Source organism: Cerasicoccus sp. TK19100 (assembly GCF_027257155.1).
Classification (GTDB): domain Bacteria; phylum Verrucomicrobiota; class Verrucomicrobiia; order Opitutales; family Cerasicoccaceae; genus Cerasicoccus; species Cerasicoccus fimbriatus.
In genome coordinates, this window is record NZ_JAPWDU010000003.1 from 614,817 (window position 1) to 639,929 (window position 25,113).

21 protein-coding genes are annotated in these 25,113 nt (G+C 59.6%); 2 read left to right on the plus strand and 19 right to left on the minus strand.

Features of this window, described 5'->3' with window-relative positions:
- Window positions 1-93: 93 nt before the first annotated feature.
- The 5 genes from cls to O3S85_RS09255 form a co-directional block, all read right to left on the minus strand.
- Window positions 94-1,557: a cardiolipin synthase gene (gene cls, locus O3S85_RS09235; protein WP_269539914.1), complete on the minus strand. Its 1,464-nt coding sequence runs from the start codon at window positions 1,555-1,557 to the stop codon at window positions 94-96.
- A 66-nt stretch (window positions 1,558-1,623) separates the two neighbouring features.
- The gene (locus O3S85_RS09240) at window positions 1,624-1,821 is read right to left on the minus strand and encodes a DUF4177 domain-containing protein (protein ID WP_269539915.1); all 198 of its coding nucleotides are present in this window, start codon (window positions 1,819-1,821) and stop codon (window positions 1,624-1,626) included.
- A gap of 127 nt (window positions 1,822-1,948) precedes the next feature.
- Window positions 1,949-4,126, minus strand: coding sequence for a TonB-dependent receptor family protein (locus O3S85_RS09245; protein ID WP_269539917.1), 2,178 nt, complete (start codon window positions 4,124-4,126; stop codon window positions 1,949-1,951).
- Between the two features lie 213 nt (window positions 4,127-4,339).
- Window positions 4,340-5,356 (minus strand): aldo/keto reductase, encoded by a 1,017-nt coding sequence (locus O3S85_RS09250; protein WP_269539920.1) that lies wholly within the window; start codon window positions 5,354-5,356, stop codon window positions 4,340-4,342.
- A 119-nt stretch (window positions 5,357-5,475) separates the two neighbouring features.
- On the minus strand, window positions 5,476-6,252 hold the full coding sequence (locus O3S85_RS09255) for a DUF429 domain-containing protein (protein WP_269539924.1): 777 nt from the start codon (window positions 6,250-6,252) through the stop codon (window positions 5,476-5,478).
- A 73-nt stretch (window positions 6,253-6,325) separates the two neighbouring features.
- Between O3S85_RS09255 and purE the strand changes: the two genes are divergently transcribed.
- Window positions 6,326-6,832 (plus strand): 5-(carboxyamino)imidazole ribonucleotide mutase, encoded by a 507-nt coding sequence (gene purE, locus O3S85_RS09260; RefSeq protein ID WP_269539926.1) that lies wholly within the window; start codon window positions 6,326-6,328, stop codon window positions 6,830-6,832.
- Between the two features lie 28 nt (window positions 6,833-6,860).
- Here the strand turns inward: purE and O3S85_RS09265 are convergent, their stop codons facing one another.
- The 10 genes from O3S85_RS09265 to cheB form a co-directional block, all read right to left on the minus strand.
- Window positions 6,861-7,478, minus strand: coding sequence for a methyltransferase family protein (locus O3S85_RS09265; RefSeq protein WP_269539929.1), 618 nt, complete (start codon window positions 7,476-7,478; stop codon window positions 6,861-6,863).
- Between the two features lie 135 nt (window positions 7,479-7,613).
- Window positions 7,614-9,929 (minus strand): phosphoribosylformylglycinamidine synthase subunit PurL, encoded by a 2,316-nt coding sequence (purL, locus tag O3S85_RS09270; RefSeq protein WP_269539931.1) that lies wholly within the window; start codon window positions 9,927-9,929, stop codon window positions 7,614-7,616.
- Window positions 9,930-10,034: 105 nt separating this feature from the next.
- The gene (gene purQ, locus O3S85_RS09275; protein WP_269539932.1) at window positions 10,035-10,709 is read right to left on the minus strand and encodes a phosphoribosylformylglycinamidine synthase subunit PurQ; all 675 of its coding nucleotides are present in this window, start codon (window positions 10,707-10,709) and stop codon (window positions 10,035-10,037) included.
- An 18-nt stretch (window positions 10,710-10,727) separates the two neighbouring features.
- Window positions 10,728-10,967 (minus strand): phosphoribosylformylglycinamidine synthase subunit PurS, encoded by a 240-nt coding sequence (gene purS / locus O3S85_RS09280; RefSeq protein WP_269539934.1) that lies wholly within the window; start codon window positions 10,965-10,967, stop codon window positions 10,728-10,730.
- Between the two features lie 182 nt (window positions 10,968-11,149).
- A complete protein-coding gene (locus O3S85_RS09285) occupies window positions 11,150-11,602 on the minus strand; it encodes a hypothetical protein (RefSeq protein WP_269539938.1) in 453 nt (150 codons plus the stop codon).
- A 205-nt stretch (window positions 11,603-11,807) separates the two neighbouring features.
- Complete coding sequence (locus O3S85_RS09290; RefSeq protein WP_269539941.1) at window positions 11,808-12,260, minus strand: DUF5069 domain-containing protein; 453 nt, start codon at window positions 12,258-12,260, stop codon at window positions 11,808-11,810.
- 20 nt (window positions 12,261-12,280) lie between these two features.
- Entirely contained in the window at window positions 12,281-12,739 is a 459-nt protein-coding gene (locus tag O3S85_RS09295; RefSeq protein ID WP_269539944.1) for a nuclear transport factor 2 family protein, read from the minus strand.
- Between the two features lie 85 nt (window positions 12,740-12,824).
- Window positions 12,825-13,367: a carboxymuconolactone decarboxylase family protein gene (locus tag O3S85_RS09300; protein ID WP_269539946.1), complete on the minus strand. Its 543-nt coding sequence runs from the start codon at window positions 13,365-13,367 to the stop codon at window positions 12,825-12,827.
- Window positions 13,368-13,439: 72 nt separating this feature from the next.
- Complete coding sequence (locus tag O3S85_RS09305; protein ID WP_269539947.1) at window positions 13,440-14,012, minus strand: TetR/AcrR family transcriptional regulator; 573 nt, start codon at window positions 14,010-14,012, stop codon at window positions 13,440-13,442.
- Between the two features lie 242 nt (window positions 14,013-14,254).
- Window positions 14,255-15,295: a chemotaxis response regulator protein-glutamate methylesterase gene (cheB, locus tag O3S85_RS09310; protein ID WP_269539949.1), complete on the minus strand. Its 1,041-nt coding sequence runs from the start codon at window positions 15,293-15,295 to the stop codon at window positions 14,255-14,257.
- A 267-nt stretch (window positions 15,296-15,562) separates the two neighbouring features.
- Between cheB and O3S85_RS09315 the strand changes: the two genes are divergently transcribed.
- A complete protein-coding gene (locus tag O3S85_RS09315) occupies window positions 15,563-19,924 on the plus strand; it encodes an immunoglobulin domain-containing protein (protein WP_269539950.1) in 4,362 nt (1,453 codons plus the stop codon).
- A 60-nt stretch (window positions 19,925-19,984) separates the two neighbouring features.
- On the opposite strand, the gene O3S85_RS09320 is transcribed toward O3S85_RS09315, so the two are convergent.
- The 4 genes from O3S85_RS09320 to O3S85_RS09335 are packed head-to-tail and all read right to left on the minus strand — an operon-like array spanning window position 19,985 to window position 25,111.
- A complete protein-coding gene (locus O3S85_RS09320; RefSeq protein ID WP_269539952.1) occupies window positions 19,985-22,813 on the minus strand; it encodes a hybrid sensor histidine kinase/response regulator in 2,829 nt (942 codons plus the stop codon).
- The gene (locus O3S85_RS09325) at window positions 22,810-23,403 is read right to left on the minus strand and encodes a chemotaxis protein CheW (protein ID WP_269539953.1); all 594 of its coding nucleotides are present in this window, start codon (window positions 23,401-23,403) and stop codon (window positions 22,810-22,812) included. Before O3S85_RS09325 ends, O3S85_RS09320 begins: the two co-directional genes overlap by 4 nt.
- A complete protein-coding gene (locus tag O3S85_RS09330; protein WP_269539954.1) occupies window positions 23,400-24,644 on the minus strand; it encodes a CheR family methyltransferase in 1,245 nt (414 codons plus the stop codon). Before O3S85_RS09330 ends, O3S85_RS09325 begins: the two co-directional genes overlap by 4 nt.
- Entirely contained in the window at window positions 24,641-25,111 is a 471-nt protein-coding gene (locus O3S85_RS09335) for a chemotaxis protein CheW (RefSeq protein ID WP_269539955.1), read from the minus strand. Before O3S85_RS09335 ends, O3S85_RS09330 begins: the two co-directional genes overlap by 4 nt.
- Between the last annotated feature and the right edge of the window lie 2 nt (window positions 25,112-25,113).

Consider the following 25,113-nt stretch of genomic DNA (forward strand, 5'->3'; position numbering starts at 1 on the left):
ATGATTTAGCAGTATTGCACTGTCGACTTGCTTGAGGGCGTTATTCGTTCCAAAGCGTGGTAACGACAGAGCGTTGCGCTCCGGTGCGCAATGTTAGAGCAGCGGGCTGGCGAGGCGGACGATGTTTTCCAGAATGCGCTCCTGCTTCGGGCGCTGCGCCCAATCTGAGGCCTGGAGCTCTTCGCTTTGCAGGATGTATTGCCGCTGCTGGTAGCACAGGTGATCGCAGAAGGCGTGGTTGTAAACGAAGAGTGTGACCTCGTGGTTTAGCCACACGCTGCGCATGTCGAAGTTAACCGAGCCAACGAGGCAGAATTCTTTATCGACGCTAATGGTCTTGGCGTGCAGCAGGCCAGCGTTGAAGCGCATGATGCGCACGCCCGCCTTCAGCAAGCTGTCGTAGTGCGAACGCGAAGCGTAGCGCACGAGCCAGGAATCATTATGCGCCGGCAGGATAATCGTTACCTCCACGCCGCGCGCCGCCGCTGTTCGCAGCGCGGTGTGCAGCGCATCATCGGGCACGAAGTAGGGCGTGGTAATGATCAGCTCTTCGCGCGCGCTGTATATTGTGGTGAGCAGCAGTTGGTAAATGGCGTCGGGGTAGAAGCCCGGCCCGGACGGCACCACCTGCACCATCGCGTTGCCCTTGGCCTCTTGGCGGACCACGCCGGTGTCCTCGTTGAGGTCGATTTGCCGGCCTTCGGTTTCCACATCCCAGTCAGCGAGAAAAGTTGTAGCCAGCACCTCGACGGCGGGTCCTTGCACGCGGACCATGAGGTCCACCCATTGGCCGACGCCAGCGTCCTGCTTGAAGTAGCGCGCATCGACGAGGTTGAGGCTGCCAGTGTAGGCGGTGTGGCCATCGATGAGGACGATCTTGCGGTGCAGGCGCAAATCCTGACGGCGGAAGATTGCGCGGAAAATTCCCGCCGGAAGCGCCTCGACAATTTCCACACCGGCCTTGCGTGCGCGTTTGCAGTTGGCGGACTTCAGGAAGTCTTTGCTGCCAACAGAGTCCAGTAGGACGCGGGTAATAACGCCGCGGCGACGCGCCTTGATGACGGCCTCCAGCACTTCGTCGGCCACGCCGCCGTTGTGCCAGATGTAGAACTCCATGTAGAGTGTTTCTTCGGTGCGGTTGATGTCTTCAATGATTGCACGCAGCACGCCTTCGCAGTCATCGAGCAGCTCCAGCGAATTGCCGGGCAGGGTGGGCGTGCCCTCGGAGCGGGCAGCCAGGCGGTCCAGATATTTCGCGGCGTCCGGCGCGTTGGTCCAGTCGACCTGATAGCCTTCGGACAGTGATTGAATCCACTGTTTGTAAGGATCGATCAGTTGGCGGATGCGGCGTTCGCGCCGTTTGCCGAGCCGCATTTCGCCCAAGAGCAAATATACGCCTACGCCGACATAGGGGAGGAGCAGCATAACGCTGACCCATGCCAGCGTAGCACCGATGTTGCGCCGCTTCATGATGATGCGAAAGCTAAACGTCAGCGAGAGCAGCCAATGAAATAAAATTGGCGAGAACAACCAGAAGCCTTCGGAATCTTGTGACACGCATTCAGTTAAAGCTCAACGTGATGTGATGGGAAGGCAAATCCTTGGGCTACCTTTGGGCTGGAGCTATGAGAGCTCGCGTTTGAATGTCGCTATTACCCACCTGGTGCTGCCGTAGGCTTCGTTGGTGTCAAAGACAGAGACGGCTTCCCAGCCCTCTTGCCCAGGGGCATTCATCTTTTGCTCCATGTCTTGCATGTCGACCTTGCCACCGAGAATGCCTTTTCCGTCAAACTTGATCACCTTGTATTCGAAGCGTTTCATGAGCGCATTTTATTTTTTATAGGAGGATTTGGGAATTACAATTTTTGCCCCCATTTAGACTCAGTAGGATTCCATAAAAAAGCCCCGGCATTGCTGCGCGGGGCTTTGGTGAAAACGGAGTCGCCTTTTAGAAGTTATACCGGGCACCTGCGTAGTAGGTGCGGCCGTCCAGGGGCTCGATGCCGCCCGTGCCACCGCGCACGCGGGAGTAGTATTTCTTGTCGAAAAGGTTGTTGATGCCGGCGAGGATGGTGAAGTCCTCAATGGGCGTGAACTCGATGCTGAAATCCCAAACCTGGTAGGAGGGGATGGTCTGCGGGTTTGAGTTGGAGGCAACGGGCGTAGCGCTGCCGGAATTGGTGTTGGCGTCGTTCCAGTATTGGCTGCCGACGAACTGCGAGGTCAGGCCAATGCGCAGGTAATCGCGGTAGTCGAAGACACCACCGGTCTTGATCAGGTAGGTCGGTGCATAGCTGGGCTTGTTGCCGTTGAACTGGCCGCCGGTGAACTCTGCCTGCAGCAGTTGGGCGTTGGCAAAGAGCGAGAGCGCGCCGACTTCTTCGGAGAGCTTGGTGCCGTTTTGTGCATCGAGGAAGGCAAACAAGTCGGCATCCACTGCGGCTTCGATGCCGTAGTAGAGCGCGTCGCCCGCGTTGTTGACGATGGTGTTGTTTGCGCCGACGTTGACGGTTTCGACGATGTTGGTGTTGTAGTCGACGAAGAGGCTGCCGTCGTAGCTGAACCACGAGCTGTAGCTGCCGCGGCTGCCGAGCTCACCCTGGTAATTGTAGGCTACTTCGTTAGTTGCCGTATTGACTCGTTTACTGGTGGGGTTGCCGATATCGCCATAGGTTTTGGGCGTGTAAGAGGTGGCGAAGCTGGTGTAGAGCTGCTTGGTGTCGTCGAGCTCGTAGGTGAGGCCGAGCGCACCCAGGGGCACGACCGAGGTGACGGTTTCGTCGAAAAGTGCACGCGTGATGGTGGGGTCAAAGTTGTATTCCTCCTTCGCGCTGATGGTCGGGATGTCCAGGCGGAAGGCGGGGATGACGGCCAGGTCACCAAAACGGAAGATGTTTTCCACGAAGGCAGCGCCGTAAACCGTGGAGTTTGCCACATCGAAGACCGGTGTGCCTGTAGTGCCGGTGGCGAAACCGGTTTCGCGGGTGCGCGGCGCATCGGAGTAGTAGAAGGTGATGCCGGTGGCGAGGGTGTTGTCGCCGTCGGTGAAGTCCGTCTCGTAGTCCTTGCGGATGCGCGCATCGAGGCCGTAGAAGTTAAACTGGCGGTCGTCGATGTTGGTTGCAGTCGCTGCTATTGTGGAGCCTCCTTTGGCGCGGCGGGACAGGCGATCCTGGAAGCCGCCCCAGGTCTTCACTTCGATCAAGCCGTCTTCGATATCGCGAGTATAATAGATGGCCGGATAGTAGCGCTCGATCCAGACACGGTCGATCGGGCGGGTGGTGGTCTGCGGGTTGGCGTCCCACTCAGTGGGCGTCAAGCGGCCGGCTTCACCATTGCTGGAGCTGTAGGCGTCGAAGTCGAACTGGATGCGCTGGGCCTCGTCGATTTGATAGGCGACGGTTGCGCCACCGGTCAGCACGGCGTAGTCGGCATTGGCGCGGGCACCGTCGGCACCGGTCGCCTGGAAATCGGCTGCGTAGCCAAAGCGATCCTGCGTGCCGCTGGCCTCAAGGTAGGTCGAGTAGAAGCCGTAGCTGCCGCCAAAGGCTTGAATGCTGCCGCCGAACTCGGTGTCGGTGCGGGGTCCGGCGCTGACGTAGTTGATAACCGGGCCGGGCTGCGGGCCGTAAAGCAGCGAACCGCCGCCACGGATGATTTCCACGCGGGCGATGGACTCAATCGGCGGGACGTAGTATATGGTCGGGTAGCCGAACCAGTCGCTGTTTAGCGGGATGCCGTCCTTCATCGTCAGGATGGATGACGACTCGTGCGGGTCGCCAATGCCACGGTAACTGATGTTGGCATGGGACGGCGTGGCCTGCTCGGACACGGTGATGCCCGGCGTGGTGATGAAGACCTGAGCGTAGTTGTTGTCGACGATCTCGGGAAGCTCTTCTAGGGCGACGTTGGTCGTCTTTTTCGCACCGATGATCTTCGTGCCCTGAACCTCAGGCAGGTAAAGCATCGCGTCGGGGATCACCGGTGAGTACATGTGGACCGGCTCCAGTTCTTGCACGGCCTCATCTGGTGCGACTTTTTCTTGCGCAGTGAGCATTGCGGGAGTGGCGGCCAACAGCAAAAGCGACGGCTTGCCGACTCGGGAGAGAGCGGATTTCAACAGCATTGTCAGTATTTCTGGTCTAGGGTTTTTGACGGGAGGGGATATTTAGACTCAGTCTTATCACCTTCTCGAAGCGAACTACCCCACGCAAAAAGCCAGATGCGTCAACTAATTAAATGGGCTAATGTTGAGCAATCCTTGCAGCACTATCTTTCATCTCGATTCGAGAAGCCCTATATTGATAGGGTTACAGGGTATAAGCCGCAGCTGGCTTCGTCAGGTCCCGTGTAGCTCGCGGCTCACCGGACCATCGTAAGCGATTGAGGCTTTATAGGGCTCATGCCGACCGTTTTTTGCGGGCTCTGCGGTCTTGGCCAGCAGGGCGTCGATGGCCTCTTGGCTCATCGGCTGGAAGGATTGGGCGGCGGCCACATTTTGGTCGACCATGTCGTTGGTCGTCATGCCGCAGACGATGGTGCTTACCGGCTGCGACCACGCGAAATTCAGGCAATCCTGATAAGTAACGGCACCGGAGCGGAGCAGATTGCCGCCACCGCCGCCCATGGTTTTCATGGCGATCACGCCTGCCCCGCGGTCGACGATGTAAGGCACGGTGCCCTTGATGAAGCTATGATAGTGGGGGTCGAAGGGGTTGACCGGCATTTGCACGGCGTCCCACTCATAGCCGGCGACCATCATGTTGCTCAGCACTTCGGGATACTTGTGGCCCGTGAACCCGATGAAGCGGACCTTGCCGTCTTGCTTGGCCTGATCGGCGGCGGCAATCGCGCCATCGTCACCAAAGATCCAGTCAATGTCCTGCTGATAGCCGATTTCGTGAAATTGCCACAGGTCGATGTGGTCGGTTTTTAGCCGCTTGAGCGAGGTCTCCAGCTGCTCCATGGCCTCGGCTTTGGTTTTGCGGCCGTGGTGCTTGGTCATCAGGAAAACTTTCTCGCGGTAGCCGTCTTGAAGCATCTGGCCCATGCGCTCCTCGGAGCGACCGCCGTGATAACACCACGCGTTGTCCAGGAAAGTGACGCCTTTATCGATGGCGCGGCGGCCCAGCTTGATCGCGGTACGCTCGTTTTTTATTTGGCCAAAATGATGCCCGCCCAGGCCGAGCATCGCCACATCGACGCCGGTCTTGCCCAAGGGCCTTAGCGGCACGCCGCCATCGTTGGTGGGTGAATTCTCGGCGGCGGTTACCCACTGCGGTGCCATGGCACTGGCGGCGAGGGCGAGGGTCGATTGTTGGATGAAACGGCGGCGGGTCGTATGCTGGGAGCTCATGGCAAGGAACGGTTAAATGGAGTTGCGTCGCTGCCACCTTACCTACGTTGGTGACGACCTGCAAGTTAACTCGCCCGATTCCCACCGCTGCTCAGCAGGAGAATGATTGGTTTGCCCCGCTAAGCACGCTCGGCAAAAGGCGACCGGGTAAAGCCGAACGGTGCGCGGGTGGAGCTTTCCTTCTCCCACTCATAGATGCCAACGACGATCTCCATCGGTAGGCCGACGGCATCGGTTTGTGGCTCGCCGGGTAGGGAGCGCAGGCGGCGGGCCGAGCGCGCCATGATCGCCAGCGCCATGGCGTCGAGGATGTCGTCGCGGGCCACGTCTTTGCGCTGCGTGGAGTCCACCGCATAGTTGTAAAGATCGCGGGCGTGCGGATAGTGGCGTTCCAGAACCTTGAGCCGCCCTTGGAGCCCGGCCTTTTGCTTTTTGGAAATTTGCAGGGCTTTGCGGTTGTTCATCGCGGCAAAGGCCAGCTCGGGGTGCGCCTCGCGGACTCGGCCCACATAGTCGCGGTGGCGGCGCAGGATGTCGTCGAGCTGTTTGATCTTGGGCGCAATATTGAAGCTTTGGCGGCTGATTTTCTTGCCGATAATCGTCTCGCTCAGCGTGCAGGCATCTTCGTAAAAGCTGACATCGAGCACGCGCCGGGGCGGGGGCGGAAACACGCGGGAGCCGAGGCCTTTGCCCAGGAGTTTGCGCGCGATGACGTCGCATTCGCGGGTGGGCGTCATCGAGTCGGGCAGTCCGATGGGCATGTCGATCAGGATGGTATCGGCCGTCGGGTGCATGATCAGCGCGCGGTAAACGGTGTCGAACACGCCGACGGAGCCGTTGCCGCGGTTGTCGATTTCGACCGCGATCCATCCGGCTTTACAGCCATCTATACCCACCGTGTGCATCCTGAATTGACGTATGGTGTTCCTGCCCGTTGGATTAGCTGGAGGTAAAGTAACTTTTCACCACATGGCAACAACAAGTAATTCCACCCCGACAGTCGGCGTTATCATGGGCAGCGCGTCCGACTGGGACACCATGCAACACGCGGCAGACACCCTCATCGAGCTGGGTGTGCCGTTTGAGAAAATGATCGTCAGCGCGCACCGCACGCCGGATCGCATGGTCGACTATGCCCGCAGCGCCGAAGGGCGCGGCATCCAGGTGATCATCGCCGGTGCCGGTGGAGCCGCCCACCTGCCGGGGATGACTGCTGCGCTCACGCACCTGCCGGTGCTCGGCGTGCCCGTCCAGAGCAAGGCGCTCAGTGGCGTGGACTCGTTGCTTTCGATCGTGCAAATGCCGGCCGGCATCCCGACGCCCACCTTGGCCATCGGCCGCGCAGGCGCGGTCAACGCCGCGCTATCGGCCGCCGCGATCCTGTCTTTGGCGGACAAGGAACTTCGCGACCGCCTTGTCGCTTACCGTGAGGGCCTCAAGGCCAAGGTTGAGGCCATGGAGCTGCCGGAGGAGTAAGGCAGAGTCTGAACATACACTTTCGTTGCTAAAAGGGCAACGTGATGGCAATCAGGCTGCCGTGTTCATGGATCAGCTCAATCGCATCGATCATCACGATGGCGGCAAAAAACCAGAATACTTCTCGCAGACCGCGTTCTAAGGCCGGCGTTGAAATGCGGATGTTTGGCTGGCCTTGGCGATAACCGCTAAATGCTGGCATCAGCCTTGGGGTGGATCGGCGGTAGTCCAGATACTCCTGACCAAAGAGAAGTGACAACCTAGCCTCTTCACTGCGAATGACGTAGGTGTAATATGCATTGAAAATGCAAGCCATGATCACCGTTAGCAACAGACTTTGTAGGGCAAGACAGATACCCAACACTCCAATGAACGAAAAGAGGTATAGCGGATTGCGGCATAGCGAATACGGCCCCTCTTGGCAAAGCTCGTGGTCTTTGCGGCCAGCAATATAGATCAGGCACCAGACCCGACCAAGTCCGGCTATAATTAGGAAACTAAAGCCGAGGTATTCCAGCAGCTCGCTAAAATTGCTCTGAAAGCCCGCAGGTACGGTGAATAGCGCCGCCGCGATTAATGACGCTGCGACTAGTGCTGATATCGGTTTACGCAGGCGCTCAACTGGTGACTTATATTGCTTTATCATTGAGGGATTAGACCCCCGAACACCCCGATCGTTCAGGTATTTTACCAGTCTTTTCACTTCCAGTTGGCCTATTTGCCCAATGGGCAAATCTATCGATGCAAGGCTTCGACAAGCTCAGCCCTGGCCGTACGCTGCCTAGATCTTCATGGCGTCGGGGATGGAATTCTCCCAGACCTTGCGGAGTTCGTTGGTGTCCCACTCGATTGGGTTGTCCAGATTCGGCGCTTCGATGTGGAGCACGCCATCGTCGTTGGCTTCGCCCAGAATGTCGGCATGGATGTCGTAGCGCTCGGCGTCGTGGACGACGTGATCGGCGCGGTTGGCATCGACGGCGAGCAGGATACGGCCTTGGCTTTCGCCGAAGAAAAGGGCGTCCCAGCGATCGATGGGCAGGTCTTCCAGATTGAGGTCGGCACCGAAGGTCTTGCCCTTGGTGAAGAGCATTTCGCAGAGTGCGACGAGCAGACCACCTTCGGAGATATCGTGCGCGGCGTGGATGCGGCTCTTTTGGATCTGAATTTGAAGGAAGTCCATCAGCGCGGCCTGCTTTTCGAGGTCCATCGCGGGCGGTTTGCCGGTTTTCAGGTCGTGGAGGACGCGCAGGTAGGCGCTGCAGCCGAGCTCGTTTGGCACGTCGCCGAGCAGGATGAAGGCTTCGGTGCCTTTCTTGATCTGGCTCGAGGTGATGTATTGGCGGCTGTCGATGATGCCAACGACGGAGACGACCGGTGTCGGGTCGATCTTGGCGTCGAGGTTTTCATTGTAGAGGCTGACGTTGCCGCCAACCACGGGCACATCGAAAAAGTCGCACGTTTCAGCGAGGCCGCGAACGCACTCCTTGAGCATGTAGAAAGACTCGGGCTTGTTCGGGTTGCCGAAATTGAGGTTGTTCGTCATCGCGAGCGGACGGGCCCCGGAGCAGGCGAGGTTACGAATGGCCTCGGCGACGGCGATCTTGCCGCCCTCGTAAGGATCGGCCCAGCAGTAGCGGTTGTTGCAGTCGTTGCTGATGGCGATGTATTTGTCCTTATCCGGACCACCGCAGCGCAGACGCACGACGGCGGCGTCGGACTCGCCGGCATGCTCGATGGTGCTGGTCATGACCATCTGGTCGTATTGGCGGTAAATCCACTGCTTGCTGGCGATGCTTGGGTCGGCCAGGAGCTTGGGTAGCGCCTCGAAAACACCGTCTTCGGTCAGGTCGGTCAGGCTTTCCAGATTCCAGGCCTGCACTTCGTCAAGGTAGGCGGGGCGCTTGGCCTCGGGATTGTTCAGCGGGGCTTGCTCGGTGAGGTCTTGCGCGGGGATGCGGGCGACGACTTGGCCGTGCTGCTTGACGACCATGTCCTTGCCGTCAACGACGGAGCCGACCTTGGCGGCGTGGAGGTCCCACTTATCAAAGATTTTTTCAACTTCCTCTTCGCGGCCAGCCTGCACGATGACGAGCATGCGCTCCTGTGATTCGGAGAGCAGGATTTCGTAAGAATTCATGCCGGTTTCGCGCTGTGGGACGAGGTCCAGCTCGATCTCGACGCCGGTGTCGCCACGGGCGGCGGTTTCGCAGGTGGAGCAGGTGAGGCCGGCAGCACCCATGTCCTGAATGCCCACGACGAGGCCATCGACGGCCATCATTTCGAGGCAGGCTTCCATGAGCAGCTTGCCCATGAAGGGGTCGCCCTTTTGGACTGCCGGGCGGTCGTGGCCAGACTCCGAGGAAAGCTCCTTGGAGGCGAAGCTGGCGCCGCCGAGGCCGTCGCGACCGGTCGCCGCGCCGACGTAGTAAACGGGGTTGCCGATGCCGGAGGCCGCGCCGCGCTTGATCTGGTCATGCTTGAGCACGCCGAGGCAGAGCGCGTTGACGAGCGGGTTGCCCTCGTAGCAATCGTCGAAATAGGTGTCACCGCCGATGTTCGGGATGCCCACGCAGTTGCCATAATGGCTGATGCCGTGGACGACGCCGCGCATGATGCGGCGTGAGTCGGCCGAGTCCAGCTTGCCGAAGCGCAGGGAGTTGGTGAAGAGCACCGGGCGTGCGCCCATGGTGAAAATGTCGCGCAAGATGCCGCCTACGCCGGTCGCTGCGCCCTGGAAGGGCTCGACTGCGCTGGGGTGGTTGTGGGACTCGATCTTGAAGCAGATTGCGAAATCGTCGCCAATGTCGACCACGCCGGCGTTTTCCTCACCTGCCTTGACGAGGACTTTGTTACGGGAGTCTTCGTCGAACTTCTGGGTGGGGAACTGCTTGAGCAGGCGGCGCGAGTTCTTGTAGGAGCAGTGCTCCGACCACATGACGCTGAAGATGCCGAGCTCGGTCAGGTTGGGCTCGCGGCCGAGGATGGATTTGATGCGCTCGTATTCTTCCGGCGTCAAGCCGTGTTTGTCCACCAGTTCAGGCGTGATGGGCGCGTTGAGCGTTTCGTCGGGATTTGGCGCGGGTGCTTCGGTGGCCATGGAAATTTAGGAATGTTCGATTTTCAGTTGTCGAATATCAATCGTCAGTTAGGCGTTTCGCTGAAGTAATTTTGCGTGCTGACGGTTGATTACAGGTAATTTTGACTACGCCTTCTGGCGGGCCATTTGGGACTTGAGAAACGCCTTGAAGACGCCGATGCCGTCGCGACTCGGGTGGAGGTCTTCCACGGCGCGCTCAGGGTGGGGCATCATGCCGAAGACGTTGCCTTCCTTATTGCGGATGCCAGCAATGTCGGCCTTGGAGCCGTTCGGGTTGTTGGCGTAGCGGAAGAGAATTTGATTGTTCGCTTCGAGTTCGGCCAGGCCGTCGTCATCGATGCGGTAGTTGCCCTCACCGTGGGCGATCGGGATGTCGATGGTTTCGCCGAGGCTGCTCTGGTTGAAGTAGTCCATGCTATCCTCGACCTTGAGCTTCGACGTCTCGCAGATGAACTCCATGCCTTCGTTGCGCACGAGGGCACCGGGGAGCAGGCCAGCTTCGCAAAGAATCTGGAAGCCATTACAAATGCCGATGACGGGACCGCCGTTTTGGGCGAACTCCACGACGGCTTTCATGACCGGCGAGAACCGGGCAATCGCACCGCAGCGCAAATAGTCGCCGTAGGAAAAACCGCCGGGCAGGACGACGCATTCGGCCCCGGCCAGGCTGGGGCGCTTATGCCAAAACAGGCGCGTCGGCTGGTTGAAAACGCCCGCCAGCGCATAATAAGCGTCGCGGTCGCAATTGGATCCGGGGAATTGGATGATGGCGATCTTCATGTGGGCGGGACCTTCCTTTTAGGCGAGCTCGTAGCGGTAGTCTTCGATGACGGGATTGCTCAGCAAACCGTCGCAAATCTTATCGATCTGCTCGCGTAATTCCGGGGTGTCGGTGCCGTCGACATCGAACTCAATCGTCTTGCCTACGCGGACATCGCTGCTGGGATTTAGGCCCAAGTGCTCCATTGCGTGACCAACAGCCGCGCCCTGGGGATCCAGCACCGTTTTCTTTGGAGTGACAAATACCGTGACCTTCATGGCACTAGTTGTGCGGGTCTGCGCTTCGCTGACAAGTGTTATTCGCCGTCTGGCCGTGAATTCGCGTGCTTAGGCCCCCCGCTGGGGGGATTTGCCGTAACTTTGGTCCCTGCTGGTATACTGAAAAGGCATGGCCGTGAAGCCATGCCTTGAAAGGAGTCGTCCGACTTGCGCGTTTTGCGTTAACCGCAAGGGACGGCGTCGGTTTCCATTTCCGACTGGGCGGTCTCGCCGGACTTAACCGGGAAATAATAAGCCAGGGGCACCGCGTAGAGCCAGTGGCGTGTCATCGAGAGCACCGGAAAGAGCAGGCCGCCCTCCAGCCCCGCAATGCCCAGTCCGAGCAGCGGAAACAGCAGGAACCAGACGAGCATCACCGTTTCCAGTGTGGTGAAGACGAGGGCGCGGAACCAGCCCGGGCCAAACAGAGAGGGGGCCAGCGCAGCGTAGATTGCCGCCAGGGCCACCCCGTTGCCGTAGTGCATCAGCAATGCGACGGGGAAGGGAACGCCGACGGCGTCCGCGAGCACGTGGGGGATGTCCCACCAAGTGCTGGTGAAAAGGAAGCCGGTGACATCGAACAGTAGCGTTCCAATAACACCGGCGAGGAGTGCTTTGATCCAGTTGATTTTCATGGTCGTGGTATGGTTGGTTGTTGGTGTGGATGTTGGTTGGTGTGGGTTTCGGAAAGTGGTGAAGATCTCTTTGAAGCAGAGGTGCCGTCATGATGTAGGGCTCGCGCTTGCGCGACGCCGCAATAGGTGGCGCGTCTTGAGCGGGTGCGGCATCGCGCAAGCGCGAGCCCTACATTCCGACGAGGGAGAATCGAATCTCTAGTCGCTAGGCCTGCCCGCCGAAGCGGACGTAGTCATCGACGTCCAGGTATTCGAACAGGGTGCTGACGTCGGGCCGCGGCGGTTCCAGGCTGGCGGAGAACTCCGCAAACCAGGCGCGGGCCTCCGTGCTCAGGCCGGGCACGTTTTCGATCCAATGGCTCCAGGCCGCAATCTCGTGCGGGAGCAGTGAGCGGGTGGCGTTGGTGAGAACCCATTGCAGGATGCTTAGGTCGCCGCCGCCGCGGGAAACCTCCGCCAGTAGCGCATCGGCGGTGATGCCGATGAAGCGGAAGAATTCGCGGTCGAGCAGGCTGGCGTCGCCGTATTCATAAACGCCGAGCGTTTGCGAGGTCTGCGCGCGGGCCTTGTCGATCAGGCGCGGCAGGTGGGCGAAGCCGCCGAGGCGAACGCGGGGGCTGCGTGGTGGGCGCGTGGTGAGGTCGGTATTGGTAGTCATGGTGGTGTGGTTGGTTTGGGTTAAAGGCGGCGCTCGGAGGCGTCGATGCGTTGGTCGTTGATGGAGGCGAAGCGCTTGGCCATGAAGCCGTCGGCGTTGAACTCCCAGTTTTCGTTGCCATGGGCGCGATACCATTGGCCGGAGTCGTCGCGCCACTCATACTCGAAGCGCACGGCGATGCGGTTGTCGGAAAAGGCCCACAGGGTCTTCTTGAGTTTGTAGTCGAGCTCGCGTTGCCATTTGCGGGTCAGGAATTCGACGATCTCCTCGCGGCCGTTGAGAAACTCCGCGCGGTTGCGCCACTCGGAGTCCTCCGTGTAGGCGAGGGACACGCGGACGGGGTCCTGGGAGTTCCAGGCGTCTTCGGCGAGTTGGACTTTTTCGCGGGCGGTCTCCTCGGTGAAGGGAGGCAGCGGCAGGCGTTGGGCCTTCGGGACGGCGCAACCGCAGTCGCAGGCGTGTTGGAATGGGTCGTTCATGATGAAAGTGGGTGGGAGGCCGGCAGCGGGTGGACGCCGCCGGCCCCGGGTGGTGTTGGATTGGATGATTGGAAGTTACGGGCGCTTAGGCGGCACCCACCTCGACGCGGGGGAAGTCGATCTCCGGCTGCGCGAAGTTGTTGACGTAGTTCGTGAGGATGTTCACGGCGACGTTGGCCACGACTTCGAGCGCCTCTTCGTCCGTGACGCCCTGATCGACGGCGGCGGCGTAGTCCTCGGAGGAGACGACGCCCTTGTTGGCGACGATGGCCTCGGCCAAAGTCAGGATGGCCTGCTCCTTGCGGATGGGAGACTTGCCACGGCGGGCGGCCTCGACGTCCTGCGCGGGAATCTTCAGCAAGCTGCTGATCGCGGTGTGGGCACTCAGGCAGTAGTCGCAGCCGTTGCGTTCGGCCACGAGCAGGGCGATCTTCTCGCGGGTGGACGGGCTGAGGCGACCGCTGGAAACCGCGCCGCTCAAGCTAAGGTAGCCCTGGAGAGCCGCGTTGCTGTTGCCGAGGACTTTGACCATGTTGGGGACGAGCCCCAGCTTCTTCTTCACTGCGTCATACAGTGCGGCGATATTCTGCGGCGCATTGGCCGGTTCGATGGTGTTTATTCTGCTCATCTTGTTTATTGGTGTTGGTTTTTAGTTAATGACAGACCGGTCGGTCTGTGCGGGTGTAAAAAAAGGAACGTTTTAAAGAAGTTGCTCAACGTGCTGCTTGGCGGCGTCGAGTGGCCAATGCTCACAGAAGTTCTGCATTTCCACGAGGGCACCCTCGAAGAGGATATAGATCACGGCGCCAGTCTGGGCGTTGGCGGCAGGGTTGTTATTGGGAAAATGCTGGCCGACGAGCCGCTCGAAGAGATCGCGCAGCTCTTGCTTGTGGGCGGCGATTTCGGCACGGAGTGGGCTGTCGCAGTTGGGCGTTTCGCAGAGGGTATTAAGGAAGGCGCAGCCGCGGTAATGGCAGTCCGCCATCCACTGGCCGAGGAAATCGAATGCGGCGAGGATCTTGTCTCTGGGCGAATCCGCGGCATCGACTGCGTTGTGCAGCCAGGTGTTCCAGGTGACGTGCCGGCCGCGGAGCCAGGCGACACCGAGCTCCTCCTTTGACTTGAAATGGGTGTAGAAGGTGCCCTTGGCGGTTCCAGCCTCTTTGATGATTTGCTGGATGCCGGCCTGATTATACCCCTGCTCGTAAAAGAGCTTCGAGGCGACCGCCAGGATTTCGTCCCGCTTGGTCTTGGCTGGTGTGGCTTGCTTCATGGTCGTAATAAAAGCACAGACCGACTGGTCGGTCAAGTGTGTTTTTGAAAAAAAATTTTGCTGTGCTTAAATGTTCGAAGGTGGCGGTCGATGTCCCATCGGCCAGAGATTAGTGAAATAGATGGAATCGGTCCACGTTACGCGATGTTGGCGAATTAATACTTGGAGCAAATGATTCTCCATCTGCCTACATTGTGGCCGATGAGGACATCGGCCGCCACCTCAGAGTCCTTGAGTCGCGCTTACCCGCCAGTCATCTGCGAGAGGCGGTTGAGCGCGGCGGGGCCAATCATGTCGATCGACAGGCTTTCGTGGGCGGCCCCGATTTCGACTGCCGCCTTGGGCATGCCGTAGACGACCGAGCTTTCCTGGTCCTGCGCAATGGTGCGCCAGCCGCGTTCGCGGAGCAGCTTGAGGCCTTCGGCACCGTCTCGGCCCATGCCGGTGAGGATCATGGCTACGCCTGGCTTGGGCCAGTGCGAGGCCAGGCTTTTAAAGAAGACATCCACCGAGGGACGGTTGACGAGGTGCGTCGGCTCGACGGTAAACTCAAAGATGCCGCCAGTTCTGATGCGCATGTGCGCGTCTTGCCCGGCCATATAAACATTGCCCGGTTGCGGCCGCATGCCGTGCTCGGCGAGCTGCACGGGGAGCTTGCAGCGGGCGTTCAGCCAATCAGCCATGCCGGGGGCGAACTGCGGGTCGACGTGCTGGACGATCCCTACGATGCCGGGGAAATCCTCATCTAGATTACTCAAAACCGTGGCCAAAGCCTGTGGCCCGCCGGTGGACGAACCAATCGCGATAAAGGGCGGTTTCTCCAGGCTGTGGGCGGAGGGCATTGGAAAGCCGGGGCGCGTGATGCCGGTGCTGTGGCTAACCGTTGACTTGCCGGCAATCAGGCCGATGCGTTGAATTTTCTCCAACAACGGTTGCGCGCCATCCATGTTGCCGCCGGGCCCCAAGGTGGGGGTCACCGTGGCGTCGAGCGCTCCGTGGCCCATGGCTTCGTAAACCAGGTCGCCATTGGTCGTCATGGAGGCTGTCACCACGAGGATGGGCACGGGCGATTTTTCCATGATCTCACGCGTGGCTTCGGCACCGTTCATGACGGGCATCACGAGGTCCATCAAGACCAGGTCCGGCAAATCGGCAGAGCAATAATCGACAGCCTGTTGGCCATTTTCCGCCGACCAGGCCACAACGTGTTCACCGCTGGACTCCACCACCCGGCGCAAGCACTCGAGGGCGAGATTCATGTCGTTGACCAAGCCTATTCGCATGAGCAGGAAATTTCTACGGTCTTTTTTACCAAGGAGTTAACCCCGCGCGAACTTTTAATGCAGTAAAGTTGGGGATACTGGAACGTCTTCGTTGCTCTGGGGCGGCACGACGGCGTTTTTAACACGAAGTGGCTGGTGGCGAACTAGTGAAGACTTATTTAGAGGCAAATGGGGCACATGTCTCTATCGCACTAAGCATCTCTGTCATGACTTTAGTCCCCTAAATTAACTTGTCTATTGAGTGAATTCATGTATTACCTTTATTCTATGTTTTCCTACGCAACTGCGAGACTCTGCTCTCTATTACTAGCTCTATTACTATCAACACTATCACTCTCTGCGGCGAGTCCCTATGCCGGTGATTATTTGGGGACGCTCTCCATTAATGGCACTGCAAGCGGACGTCTTTTCCTCGCGATTGATAGCGATGGTAACTTCTCGGATTATTCGGAGTTACTTACGGGAACCACGAGCGATGCGGGCGTTATCACCTTTGACGCCAACGACTTCGGGTTCACCACTGCCACGATTGACGGGAATTTCTCCTTTGTGGCCACGGGTTCGGCTAACACCCTGAGCTATCGTCTTGAGGGTGAGAAGTCGGCAGCAGTGTTTTCCAGCCCCTCGCTGGACGATGTGCTGACGCAGACTAACCCACTTAATTACTTTGCCGGTGCTACAGACTTAATCTGGGACGGTTCGCAATTCGTTGCCCTGACGAGCCAATCTATCGCAGTATCTAACGACGGTATCAACTGGGAGGTCAGCTCGATTGGCCTGACCGGTGACTTTACCCGCATTGCTTATGGTAACGGCGTGTATGTGATCATTGGTGACGGTAATGTAGTCGCCACTTCCACCGATTTGGACACTTGGACGCTTCGCAGCTCAGGCATCCCTGGTTTAGCGCAGCAGAACATTGAGGAAGTGGTATTCTTCAATGGCCGGTTCTGGGCGGTGAACATTCAATACGCTTACATCAGCTCGGCGGATGGCGTTAGCTGGACGCAGGAAACACCTTTTCAGGGTGGCTTCGGTGGCTATTCCCGCATGGAAGTCATCAACGGCCAGTTGGTCGTCGCGACTACACAGAATGGCAACAGCGCCAACACCGTTTTTTATACATCTGCCAATGGCCGTGATTTTACTGGACCGACTGCCGGGGTAAACATTGGCGGCACACCAGTTTCGATTGTGGCAGGCAATGGCGTAATCCTCGCGGCCTCCACGGGCGGGCTGGCGATTTCAACGGATGGCGTCACGTTTTCGCGCATAACATCGTCGCTCCCCGCATCCTATCCGCGGGCGATGGTGTTTGACGGCACGAAGTTTATCGCTGCCTGGTATAACAGCTTTCACACGTCAACAGATGGCGTCAGCTGGACGGCCAGCACCGGCCCCGGCGGAGACATGGAGGCCATGGCAGTCAACGGTTCGACGGTAGTCGCTGTGGGGGAGGAGCCCTTTCACTCCACTGACGGCGGTGCCTCCTGGAATGCCACCTCGACTAATGCACTAGGCAGCACGCAAGCTTATGAAGTGGTCGCGGGTAACGGCGTCTTCCTGTTCCAAGCCGACGGCTTGAATACCTTTCGCTCGACCGATGGTGAAACGTTTACCGACATCGGGCTGCAACTGGACGGCATCGGCTACGGCAACGGAATCTTTGCGGCCTATGACCGGGTCAACGACAAGCTGGTGTATTCCGTGGACGGTCTGGAGTGGTTTGACGCCATCGTGGCCGTGGATCCGCTTTACGTTTCCTATGGTAATGTTGTCTTCAACGGCGAAGTCTTTTACAAGAATGGCCTCGTCTCTACCGACGGCATTAACTGGGACTGGGCAGAGGACGTATCGAGCTTTGGCAGTGATGTCCGCCGCGGCGGTAACGGTGAGTTGATCAACTACGGCAGCGGCCCGACCTACCAAATATCTCTGGATAACGGCAAAACCTTCCAAGGGCGTAACCTCAGCAACCAGCAGGCCCACGCCGCTGCTTATGGCAACGGACTCTGGGTCATGGGCTTCAGCAGTGGTTACTACGCATACGGGCCAAGCTTGGATTCGTTGGCCTCCGGTCGCTACAGCGAAGGCGTCGAGACTCCCAGCATTCGCTCCATGAATTTCCTGGGCGACGTCTTTTATGGTTCTTTGGAAGACAATCGCGTGATCCTCTCAACCGACGGCAAAAACTGGGTCCCGAAAACCTTAGGTGCCAATGTGCGCTTGGTGAGCTCCGCGCAGTCCGGCCCATTGGGTATCTTCACGGGGGACGACGCAACGGTCTTCACCGTCGACCTGGGCGGCTCTTTCCTGCGGCCCTTCATCGTCGAGCAACCGGTTGGTGTTGCTGCGGATGAGTTGGATGTCGTCACGTTGACGGCCTCAGTGGGCAATAGTGCTGGTGCCACTTATATTTGGACCAAGGACGGCGTGCCGGTCGCAAACCTCCTCAACGTCTCTGGTGCTGATACCGCCAGCATTACCTTCGACGGCATTCGCGCTGACCAGGCTGGCGACTATCGCCTGATCGTAGTCGGTCCTGATGGTGGTGCGATTACCGAGGTGGCTACCGTGACGGTTGAGCCGCTGGCAGTCTTCACGACTCAACCGCAATCCGCCACGGCAACCGACGGCGGCAGCGTCACTTTTACTTCAGAAGTCGACGACGAAACCGCGACCTTCCAGTGGTATAAAAACGGCGTCGAGCTGCCCGGCGAAACCGATAGCTCGCTTTCGCTCAGCGGCCTGACCACCGCCAGTGCTGGCATCTACACCGTAGTGGCGACGAATGTGATTGGTCCGCAGGAGAGCTTGCCCGCCGCCTTGAGCATCAGCGCCGCCTCGGGACCGACTTTGAATACCAGCTTCATGGCCAACGTGCCGGATGATGCGCCGTTTAATAACACGCGCGACACCATGTATTCCTTTGCTGAGCAAGGGGACAAACTCATCGTTGGCGGCTATTTCCAAGTCACGAGCAGTCCGCGCACCTCCAGCCTGATGCGACTCAATGCAGATGGAACGCGGGACACCAGCTATGTTGGGGCTCAGATTGAATACAGCGGCCTAGGGATCGTTGAGGAGATGTGTTTTGACGATCAAGGCCGCCTTTATATCGGCGGCAGCTATCAGTTTCCCGGTCAGGGCGTGGGCGTCTATGACACGAATGGAAATCTCCTTAAGACATTCAACACGTATTACCGGGTGGTGGATTATAAACTGCTTTCTTACGGCACGCGCATGGTAGTCGTAGCCAATATGTATCAGTTTAACAGCTACTTCGCTCGGGGGGGTATCGCGGAAATTAACACCGAAACACTCACGCACAACACCAGCTTCACTAGCAAGGTGAATACTGCGTTGGGTAATTTCTATCCGCTGGGCGCTGCGATTCAGTCTAACGGTAAACTCGTTTTCTTTGGTTACCATGGCACCAGCAGTAGCAGCCCGATGAAGCTCATGCGCCTCAATACGGACGGCACCAAGGACACCTCGTTTACCGAGTCCACCTTCACCGGTTCAGGAACCCTGGGCGGCTATGAACTGGTGCTCGATGACGACGAGAACATCTTCGTGCTCACCAATAACGTAACGCACGTGGGCGGCGTTGAGGTGGCTTACTCCCGCGTGCAGAAGTTTAGCCCCAATGGCGTGCTCGACCCAACCTTCGGTGCCGCACAAAATGGCGACACGACTTTCTATCGTCAAATGGCTTATGTCGGCGACCGCACCCTCGTATTGGGCTATGATGAGATCACCGCGATCAGCACTGAAGACGGCAGCACGCTTCCGATCAACTTCGGAACCGGCGTGCCATCCGCGCAATACCTCGGCGCGATTCAGGGCATTCAGCGCGTTTCGGACGGCTTCATGGTCGGGGGTAAGTTCTCCAGCTTCGATGGCCAGCCGACCAACGGCATCGCCTACTACCAGATCCCGACCTCGACGGGTCCATCGCTGCCGCTGACCATCGTTCAGCAGCCGGAGAGCGTGGTCGATCGCCTTGGTCAACCTGGCCGCCTGGTGGTTGCTGCGACCGGCTCTGGTCTGCGCTATGAGTGGTATCACGACGGCGTGCTCGTCGACGGTGAGTTCTCCAACCAGCTCCAAACCGATGCGCTGACTGCCGGTGATTCGGGCCTCTACAAGGTCATTGTTTACGACAAGGACGACAACTTTGTGGAGAGTAATGAAGTTAGTGTCAGCATTCCCGACGCGCCGGTTGCCTCAAGCAGCTTTGCCGATTGGGCATTATACAACCTGCCTCCTGGCAGCGATTTCACCCTCGACGGCGACTTGAATAACAACGGTCAACCTGACGGCCTGGACTTCATTTTCGGCTCCGGCGTTCGCCCAACAACGGGCACGCAAACGGGCGCGCAGCTGGGCATCGGTGGCGATGAAGAATACCTGACCTTCAGCGTGCGTCGCCGCCGTGGAGCGACTGGCTTGAACATTTCGCCCAAGGCGGCCCCGACACTAGCGGGATTAGCCAATGGTGGCTCCAATGTGCAGCAGGTGTCCTCCGCGATCGATGGCGAGTTCGAAGTCATTACCTATCGCGCCACGTTCTCCATCGACGCTACGGGTGCGGCCTTCTACATGGTGACCGTCGCCGAAGACTAAACTTTGCGATACAAAGCTTCTCAACGCGCGCCGATAGCCAACTGGTTGTCGGCGCGCTTTTTAGTCGATCAAGTCCCGGACGGCTTGGATAAAGGTGTCGTCCTGGAAGGAGCTCTTGGTCAGGTAGTAGTCGGCTCCGGCTTCGAGGCCTTTGATGCGGTCTTCCTCGCGGTCTTTGTAGGAGACGACGATCACGGGGAGATTTTCCAGGCGGTTGTCGCTGCGGATCTTGGAAACGAACTCATAGCCGTTCATGCGGGGCATGTCGATGTCGCTCACGACGAGGTCGAACTCGCCCAGGCGCACGGCGTTCCAGCCATCGGCACCGTCCACGGCAACCTCGACGGCGTAGCCCGCATTTTCGAGGAGCTGGCGCTCGGTCTCGCGCACGGTGATGGAGTCGTCGACCACCAGAATGCGCTTGCGGTTGGATGCCGCCGCGATTGCTTCGCCACGCTTGGTCTCGAGGCGCGCGCCGCCGGAGAGCAGCTTATCAATCGAGGCAATGAGGTCCTCGACATCGAGGATCAGAATTGGCTCACCGTTCTCCATGAGCGAGGCGGAGCTAACGCCCGGCACCTTGCCCAAACGCCGGTCCAGCGGGCGGACGACCAGGTCGGCTTCGCCAATTAAATTATCCACTTCGATGCCGTAAAGTTGGTTGCGATCATTGACGACCACGATGTCCAGATGCGGCGTGGTGGTGTTGACCGCACCGGCAAAGCCGAGCGCCGAACGCGCGGGTGCCAGGCCGACGTTTTGCCCCTCCAGCTCGAAATATTGGCGGTTTTCGACCATTTTCAGGTCTTTGTAATCCATGCGCAAAGTGCGGGCGATGCGGCTCAGCGGGAAGGCATAGGGCTCGCCGTCGATGTCGGCCAGCAGTGCGCGTATGACGGATCGCGTGATCGGCACCTGCAAATGGAAGGTCGTGCCCGCGCCAACGGCAGTCTTGATCCGCGCCTGCCCGCCGATCTGCTGCATGAGCGTCTGCACGACGTCCAGGCCGACGCCGCGGCCGGAAATTTCCGTAACCTTACCTGCGGTGGAAAAGCCCGGCAGAAAAAGAAACTCCAGCACTTCGTCCTCACTCATTTGGGCGACCATCTCGTCGGTCGCAAACTGCTTTTCAACGACCTTCTTGCGGAGCTTATCCACGTCGATCCCGCGACCGTCGTCCTTGACTTCGACGACGAGCATGCCGGCGCTGTGGCGGGCACTGAGAATGAGTGAGCCGGTGGCATCCTTGCCGGTGGCGGTGCGGTCTTCCGGCATTTCGAGGCCGTGGTCGCAGGCGTTGCGGAGGATGTGGTTGAGCGGCGCTTCGAGGCGCTCCAGGATGTCGCGGTCGACCGGTGTTTCCTTGCCCTCGATGTCGAAGCGGACCTGCTTGCCCAGCGTGCGCGCGACATCGCGGACCATACGCGGGAAGCCCTGCACGCCGTCGTTAAACGGGCGCATCCGGCTGGCCAGCACCTCGCGGTATAGCCGGTCGGAGAGCAGGGTGTTGCGGCGGGCAAAGGCGTCAAAATGCTCCAACTGCTCACGGACAAGCGTCAGCGCCCGCTCGGCGGATTGGCGGACTTGCTCGAAGTGAACGCGGGACTCCGGCTCCAGCTCGATGCGGTCCAGGATGCGGTCACTGCTGTTGATTCGGCTGCTCAGCTCACTCTGCGCTTCCTTGAGGCGGAGCAGGGTGTCGCGGAAATTTTCCAACTGCCCGGTTTCGACGACGGTTTCCGCCGCGAGGCCCATGAGGCGGTTGAGGCTGTCGGCGGACACGCGGACTACGCTGTCGGCCTTTTTCTCGTTGGTGGTGGCGGCGGGGGCTGGCTTGGCGCGTTCGCGGCGGGCGGGCTTGGTGGAAGGTGCTTTGGCGGGCTCGGCCGATTTCTCCGGCTCGGGCGTCGGCTCCAGTGCGGCGGGCGCGGGTTCCGGTTCAGGCTCCGGCGCGGCGCTAAGGAGGGTTTCTCCGGCCAGCGTGCGCTGCAGGTCGTCCATGATCGACGAATAATCCTCAGCATGCTGCTCGGGCCAGTCAGCGAGTTCGGCATCGGGGGCGGCGGAAAATTGCCGCAGGTAATCGGCGGCCCGGTCGAAGTTGGCCACGTGCTCAGGCGCGAGCTTGATGTCGCCGCGGATCGCAGCGTTAAAGGAATCTTCGACGAGCTTGGCCATCTCGACGGCGGCCATGAGGCCCACGATGCGGGCGGCACCTTTCATCGAGTGGGCGGCGCGCATCAGCGGCTCCATTGCCTTTTCGTCGGCGGAAGCGGGGTCGAAATCTTTCAGCGCGTCCTTCAGCGCGCCAACTTGCTGCTCGGCCTCCATGCGGTAGAGGTCGATCATGGAAAGGTCGGGCGTTTGCTTGGGCGGCTTGATGGTGCGGGCCGGCTTGGCCGGGGCCTTCGCTTGTGCTGGCGGGGTGGCTGTTTTGGCTGGCTCCGGCGTGGGTTCGGCTTGGGGCGGAGCTTCGGGAATGCCGCCCGCGGCCTGGATTTGGGCGAGGCCCTTGCAAACTTCATCCGCCCAGGCAGCATTATCCTTGAGCCATGGGCCCATCTTCTCCTCGGACTGCTTTCCGGATTCGACGAGGATATCGACGGCGTTAAAGAGCCAGTCGAGCTGATCCGAGCCGAGCGTCACCTCGCCCTTGCCCGCGGCGACCATGAGGTCTTCCAAGTTGTGCGCGACCTTGCCCACCATGTCGAGGCCCACGATTCGCGCGGCCCCCTTGAGCGAGTGCGCGGCGCGCATGAGGCCGTCGATGTCCGCCGAGGCTGGATCGGATTCCCACGCCACGAGCCCTTCATTGAGCGCAGCGCCCTGCGTTTCGACCTCCTGCTGGTACAGGTCGAGCATCGGGAAACTATCGGGGACGTCGCTCACAGGTATTGCTTTTTGAGGCTGTGGAAAATGAGTTCGTGGTCGAGGAGGCCGACTTTCTGTTCGCGCAAAATGAAGAGGCCGCGGGTAAAGGTGGCCATGGCTTTGCTCACCGTCACAGGGGATTCCTGCAGCAGGCATTTCTCCAACGCATGGACGCCATAGGCCTCGTCGGCGCGGAAGACAAACGGCCCGTCCGGCCCCTGGATCACGATCATGCGCGGGTGCACGCGGCGGGAAAGAATGGTTTCGTCGCCACTTTTTTCCAGCGAAAGCAAGGCGTGCAGGGAGACGCAAAGCTGCAGCTCGCCACGGACATTGACGAGGCCGCGCAGGACGTCGTTGGTGCGCTGCGGAATGCGGTGGATCGTGGCATCGGCGGTGATCTCCTTGACGATGGAGGCCTCCAGCGCGAGCCATTCGTCGAACAGGCGGAAGACCAGCACGCCCTGGGTTTCGCGTTCGTGCTCGTCCTCTTTTTCGCGCAGGCGGTTCTGCCAATCGGCGAGGTAGCCTTCCGGCGGTTCGCGGTCGAGGAGGCGCAGCATGGCTTCGCGGTCCTGATTCACCATTTCGAAATCTTCGTCGCTCATGCCTTCACCTCCTTGGCGTTTTCAGCGTTGCGGGCGCGCTTGCGCAGGCGTTCGGCCCCGGCGGAGTCGCCCCGGCGTTCGGCCAGCAGAGCCAGGTGAAACAGCGACTGAGCGTGGCGCGCATCCAGATAGACCGCGCGGCGCAGCAGGGGCTCGGCTTTTTTATAATCGCGCAAGCCTATGTAAATTTCCCCCAGTGTGCAGAAGGCCTCAGCGGAAGGCGGCGTTTGGTTAATCAGCTCACTGGCGATTTTTTCGGCCTCGTTTAGCCGTCCGCCATTCGCCAACTCCCGTGCCTCGGCCCAGAGTTGTTCCGCGCTGGGCTTGGTCGCCTCGGTCGGTTTGCTGACGACCAGTGCCTGCTTGCGTGGAAGCGGTTTGGCGATGCGCGTGTTTTTCTTAATGGCGGGCAGGGGGACTTTGGGCGCGGGTTCGTTGGCGGCTTCGCGGCGCTCAAAGCAAAAGGCCCCCGCCGGGCCAACGGGTTTCATGGCCTGCGTAATCGTGCCCAGGGCATCGGCGTGGCCGGAGAAAATGAGGCCGTCTGGCTCGAGGCCGCGCATTAGGCCGGCTACGGCGCGCGCACGGGAATCGCTGCAAAAATAGATCAGCACATTACGGCAGAAAATCGCGTGAAAGGGGCGTTCGCCCATCAGGAAATCAGGCGCGAGCAAATTGCGCTGGCGGAAGGTGACGTGCTCGCGGACCTCGTCGATCACGCGGCGTTTGCCGTCTTCGGCGTCGCGAAAATAGGCGTGATAGGGCTCCGCCGTGTTGCCCCGGAAGGCCATGGGGCGAAAGACGCCTTGTTGTGCTTCTTGGAGAAAGCGGTTGCTCAAGTCGCCGGCTTCCACGTGGAAACTATGGGGCGCAAAGCCGGAGTGGAGCAGCGAAATGGCGATCGAGTAGGGCTCCTGTCCAGTGGCGCAGGGCACGCTGAGGATGCGCAGCTGCTCGCCGGGGTGCTTAGGCCGCCAGACCTTGCGGGCCCATTCGGTCAGGAAATCGAAGGGTTTGCCGTCACGGAAAAACCACGACTCGGGCACAAGCAGCTCGTCGGCAAAGGCGAGAAATTCTTCCTGAGAGCGCAGCAGGTGCGAGAAATACTCCTCCAGATCGAAGACACCGCTGGCCTCCATGCGCCGCCGCACGACGCTGTTCAAGCTGCCCCCGCGAAAGACGCTTTCGTCGAGGCCAAACTTTTCGCGCAAGTCGCGCGTGATGCGGAGCGGCAGTTTCACGGAGCGGGCGTTGAGTCGTTGTTAAAGAGCAGGTCGCGGACCTCGGCTGAAAGGATGTCGGTGGGCTCGACGCATTGCACGATTTCGCCGTCTTCAGTTGTGAAGATGCGGCCCAGGTATTTGGCATCGGGTGGGTTCACGCCGCCGTCGGACAAGAAATTATCCGGCACTTCGAGGGTCTCGGTGACGCGCTCCGCCCAAAGGCCGAGCAGCGCGGTGCCGCCGCTTTTCTTCGGGTAGGAAATGAGCAAATAGCGTGCGCTGAGGCCAGGCTTGGTCGGCTGCTTCAAGATTAGCTGGCCGAGGTCGATCACGGGCACGATTTGGCCGCGATACTCGAAGCGACCGCGAATGTAATCCGGCGCGCCTGGCGTCGGCTTGAGTGGCAGGGCGGGGATGACGATTTCGACGCGTTCGGCGTCGATGGCGAAACTCTGGTCGCCCAAATGGAACATGACGGTGAGCATTG

Excerpts from the sequence above, each read along its gene's own strand:
- O3S85_RS09295 (WP_269539944.1), bottom strand. The coding sequence starts at position 12,739 with ATGAACGACCCATTCCAACACGCCTGCGACTGCGGTTGCGCCGTCCCG.
- purQ (WP_269539932.1), bottom strand. The coding sequence starts at position 10,709 with ATGAAGATCGCCATCATCCAATTCCCCGGATCCAATTGCGACCGCGAC.
- O3S85_RS09315 (WP_269539950.1), top strand. The coding sequence starts at position 15,563 with ATGTTTTCCTACGCAACTGCGAGACTCTGCTCTCTATTACTAGCTCTA.
- O3S85_RS09265 (WP_269539929.1), bottom strand. The coding sequence starts at position 7,478 with ATGATAAAGCAATATAAGTCACCAGTTGAGCGCCTGCGTAAACCGATA.
- O3S85_RS09285 (WP_269539938.1), bottom strand. The coding sequence starts at position 11,602 with ATGAAAATCAACTGGATCAAAGCACTCCTCGCCGGTGTTATTGGAACG.
- O3S85_RS09335 (WP_269539955.1), bottom strand. The coding sequence starts at position 25,111 with ATGCTCACCGTCATGTTCCATTTGGGCGACCAGAGTTTCGCCATCGAC.
- cheB (WP_269539949.1), bottom strand. The coding sequence starts at position 15,295 with ATGCGAATAGGCTTGGTCAACGACATGAATCTCGCCCTCGAGTGCTTG.
- O3S85_RS09290 (WP_269539941.1), bottom strand. The coding sequence starts at position 12,260 with ATGACTACCAATACCGACCTCACCACGCGCCCACCACGCAGCCCCCGC.
- O3S85_RS09300 (WP_269539946.1), bottom strand. The coding sequence starts at position 13,367 with ATGAGCAGAATAAACACCATCGAACCGGCCAATGCGCCGCAGAATATC.
- purE (WP_269539926.1), top strand. The coding sequence starts at position 6,326 with ATGGCAACAACAAGTAATTCCACCCCGACAGTCGGCGTTATCATGGGC.
- purS (WP_269539934.1), bottom strand. The coding sequence starts at position 10,967 with ATGAAGGTCACGGTATTTGTCACTCCAAAGAAAACGGTGCTGGATCCC.
- O3S85_RS09245 (WP_269539917.1), bottom strand. The coding sequence starts at position 4,126 with ATGCTGTTGAAATCCGCTCTCTCCCGAGTCGGCAAGCCGTCGCTTTTG.
- O3S85_RS09325 (WP_269539953.1), bottom strand. The coding sequence starts at position 23,403 with ATGAGCGACGAAGATTTCGAAATGGTGAATCAGGACCGCGAAGCCATG.
- O3S85_RS09250 (WP_269539920.1), bottom strand. The coding sequence starts at position 5,356 with ATGAGCTCCCAGCATACGACCCGCCGCCGTTTCATCCAACAATCGACC.
- O3S85_RS09305 (WP_269539947.1), bottom strand. The coding sequence starts at position 14,012 with ATGAAGCAAGCCACACCAGCCAAGACCAAGCGGGACGAAATCCTGGCG.
- O3S85_RS09240 (WP_269539915.1), bottom strand. The coding sequence starts at position 1,821 with ATGAAACGCTTCGAATACAAGGTGATCAAGTTTGACGGAAAAGGCATT.
- purL (WP_269539931.1), bottom strand. The coding sequence starts at position 9,929 with ATGGCCACCGAAGCACCCGCGCCAAATCCCGACGAAACGCTCAACGCG.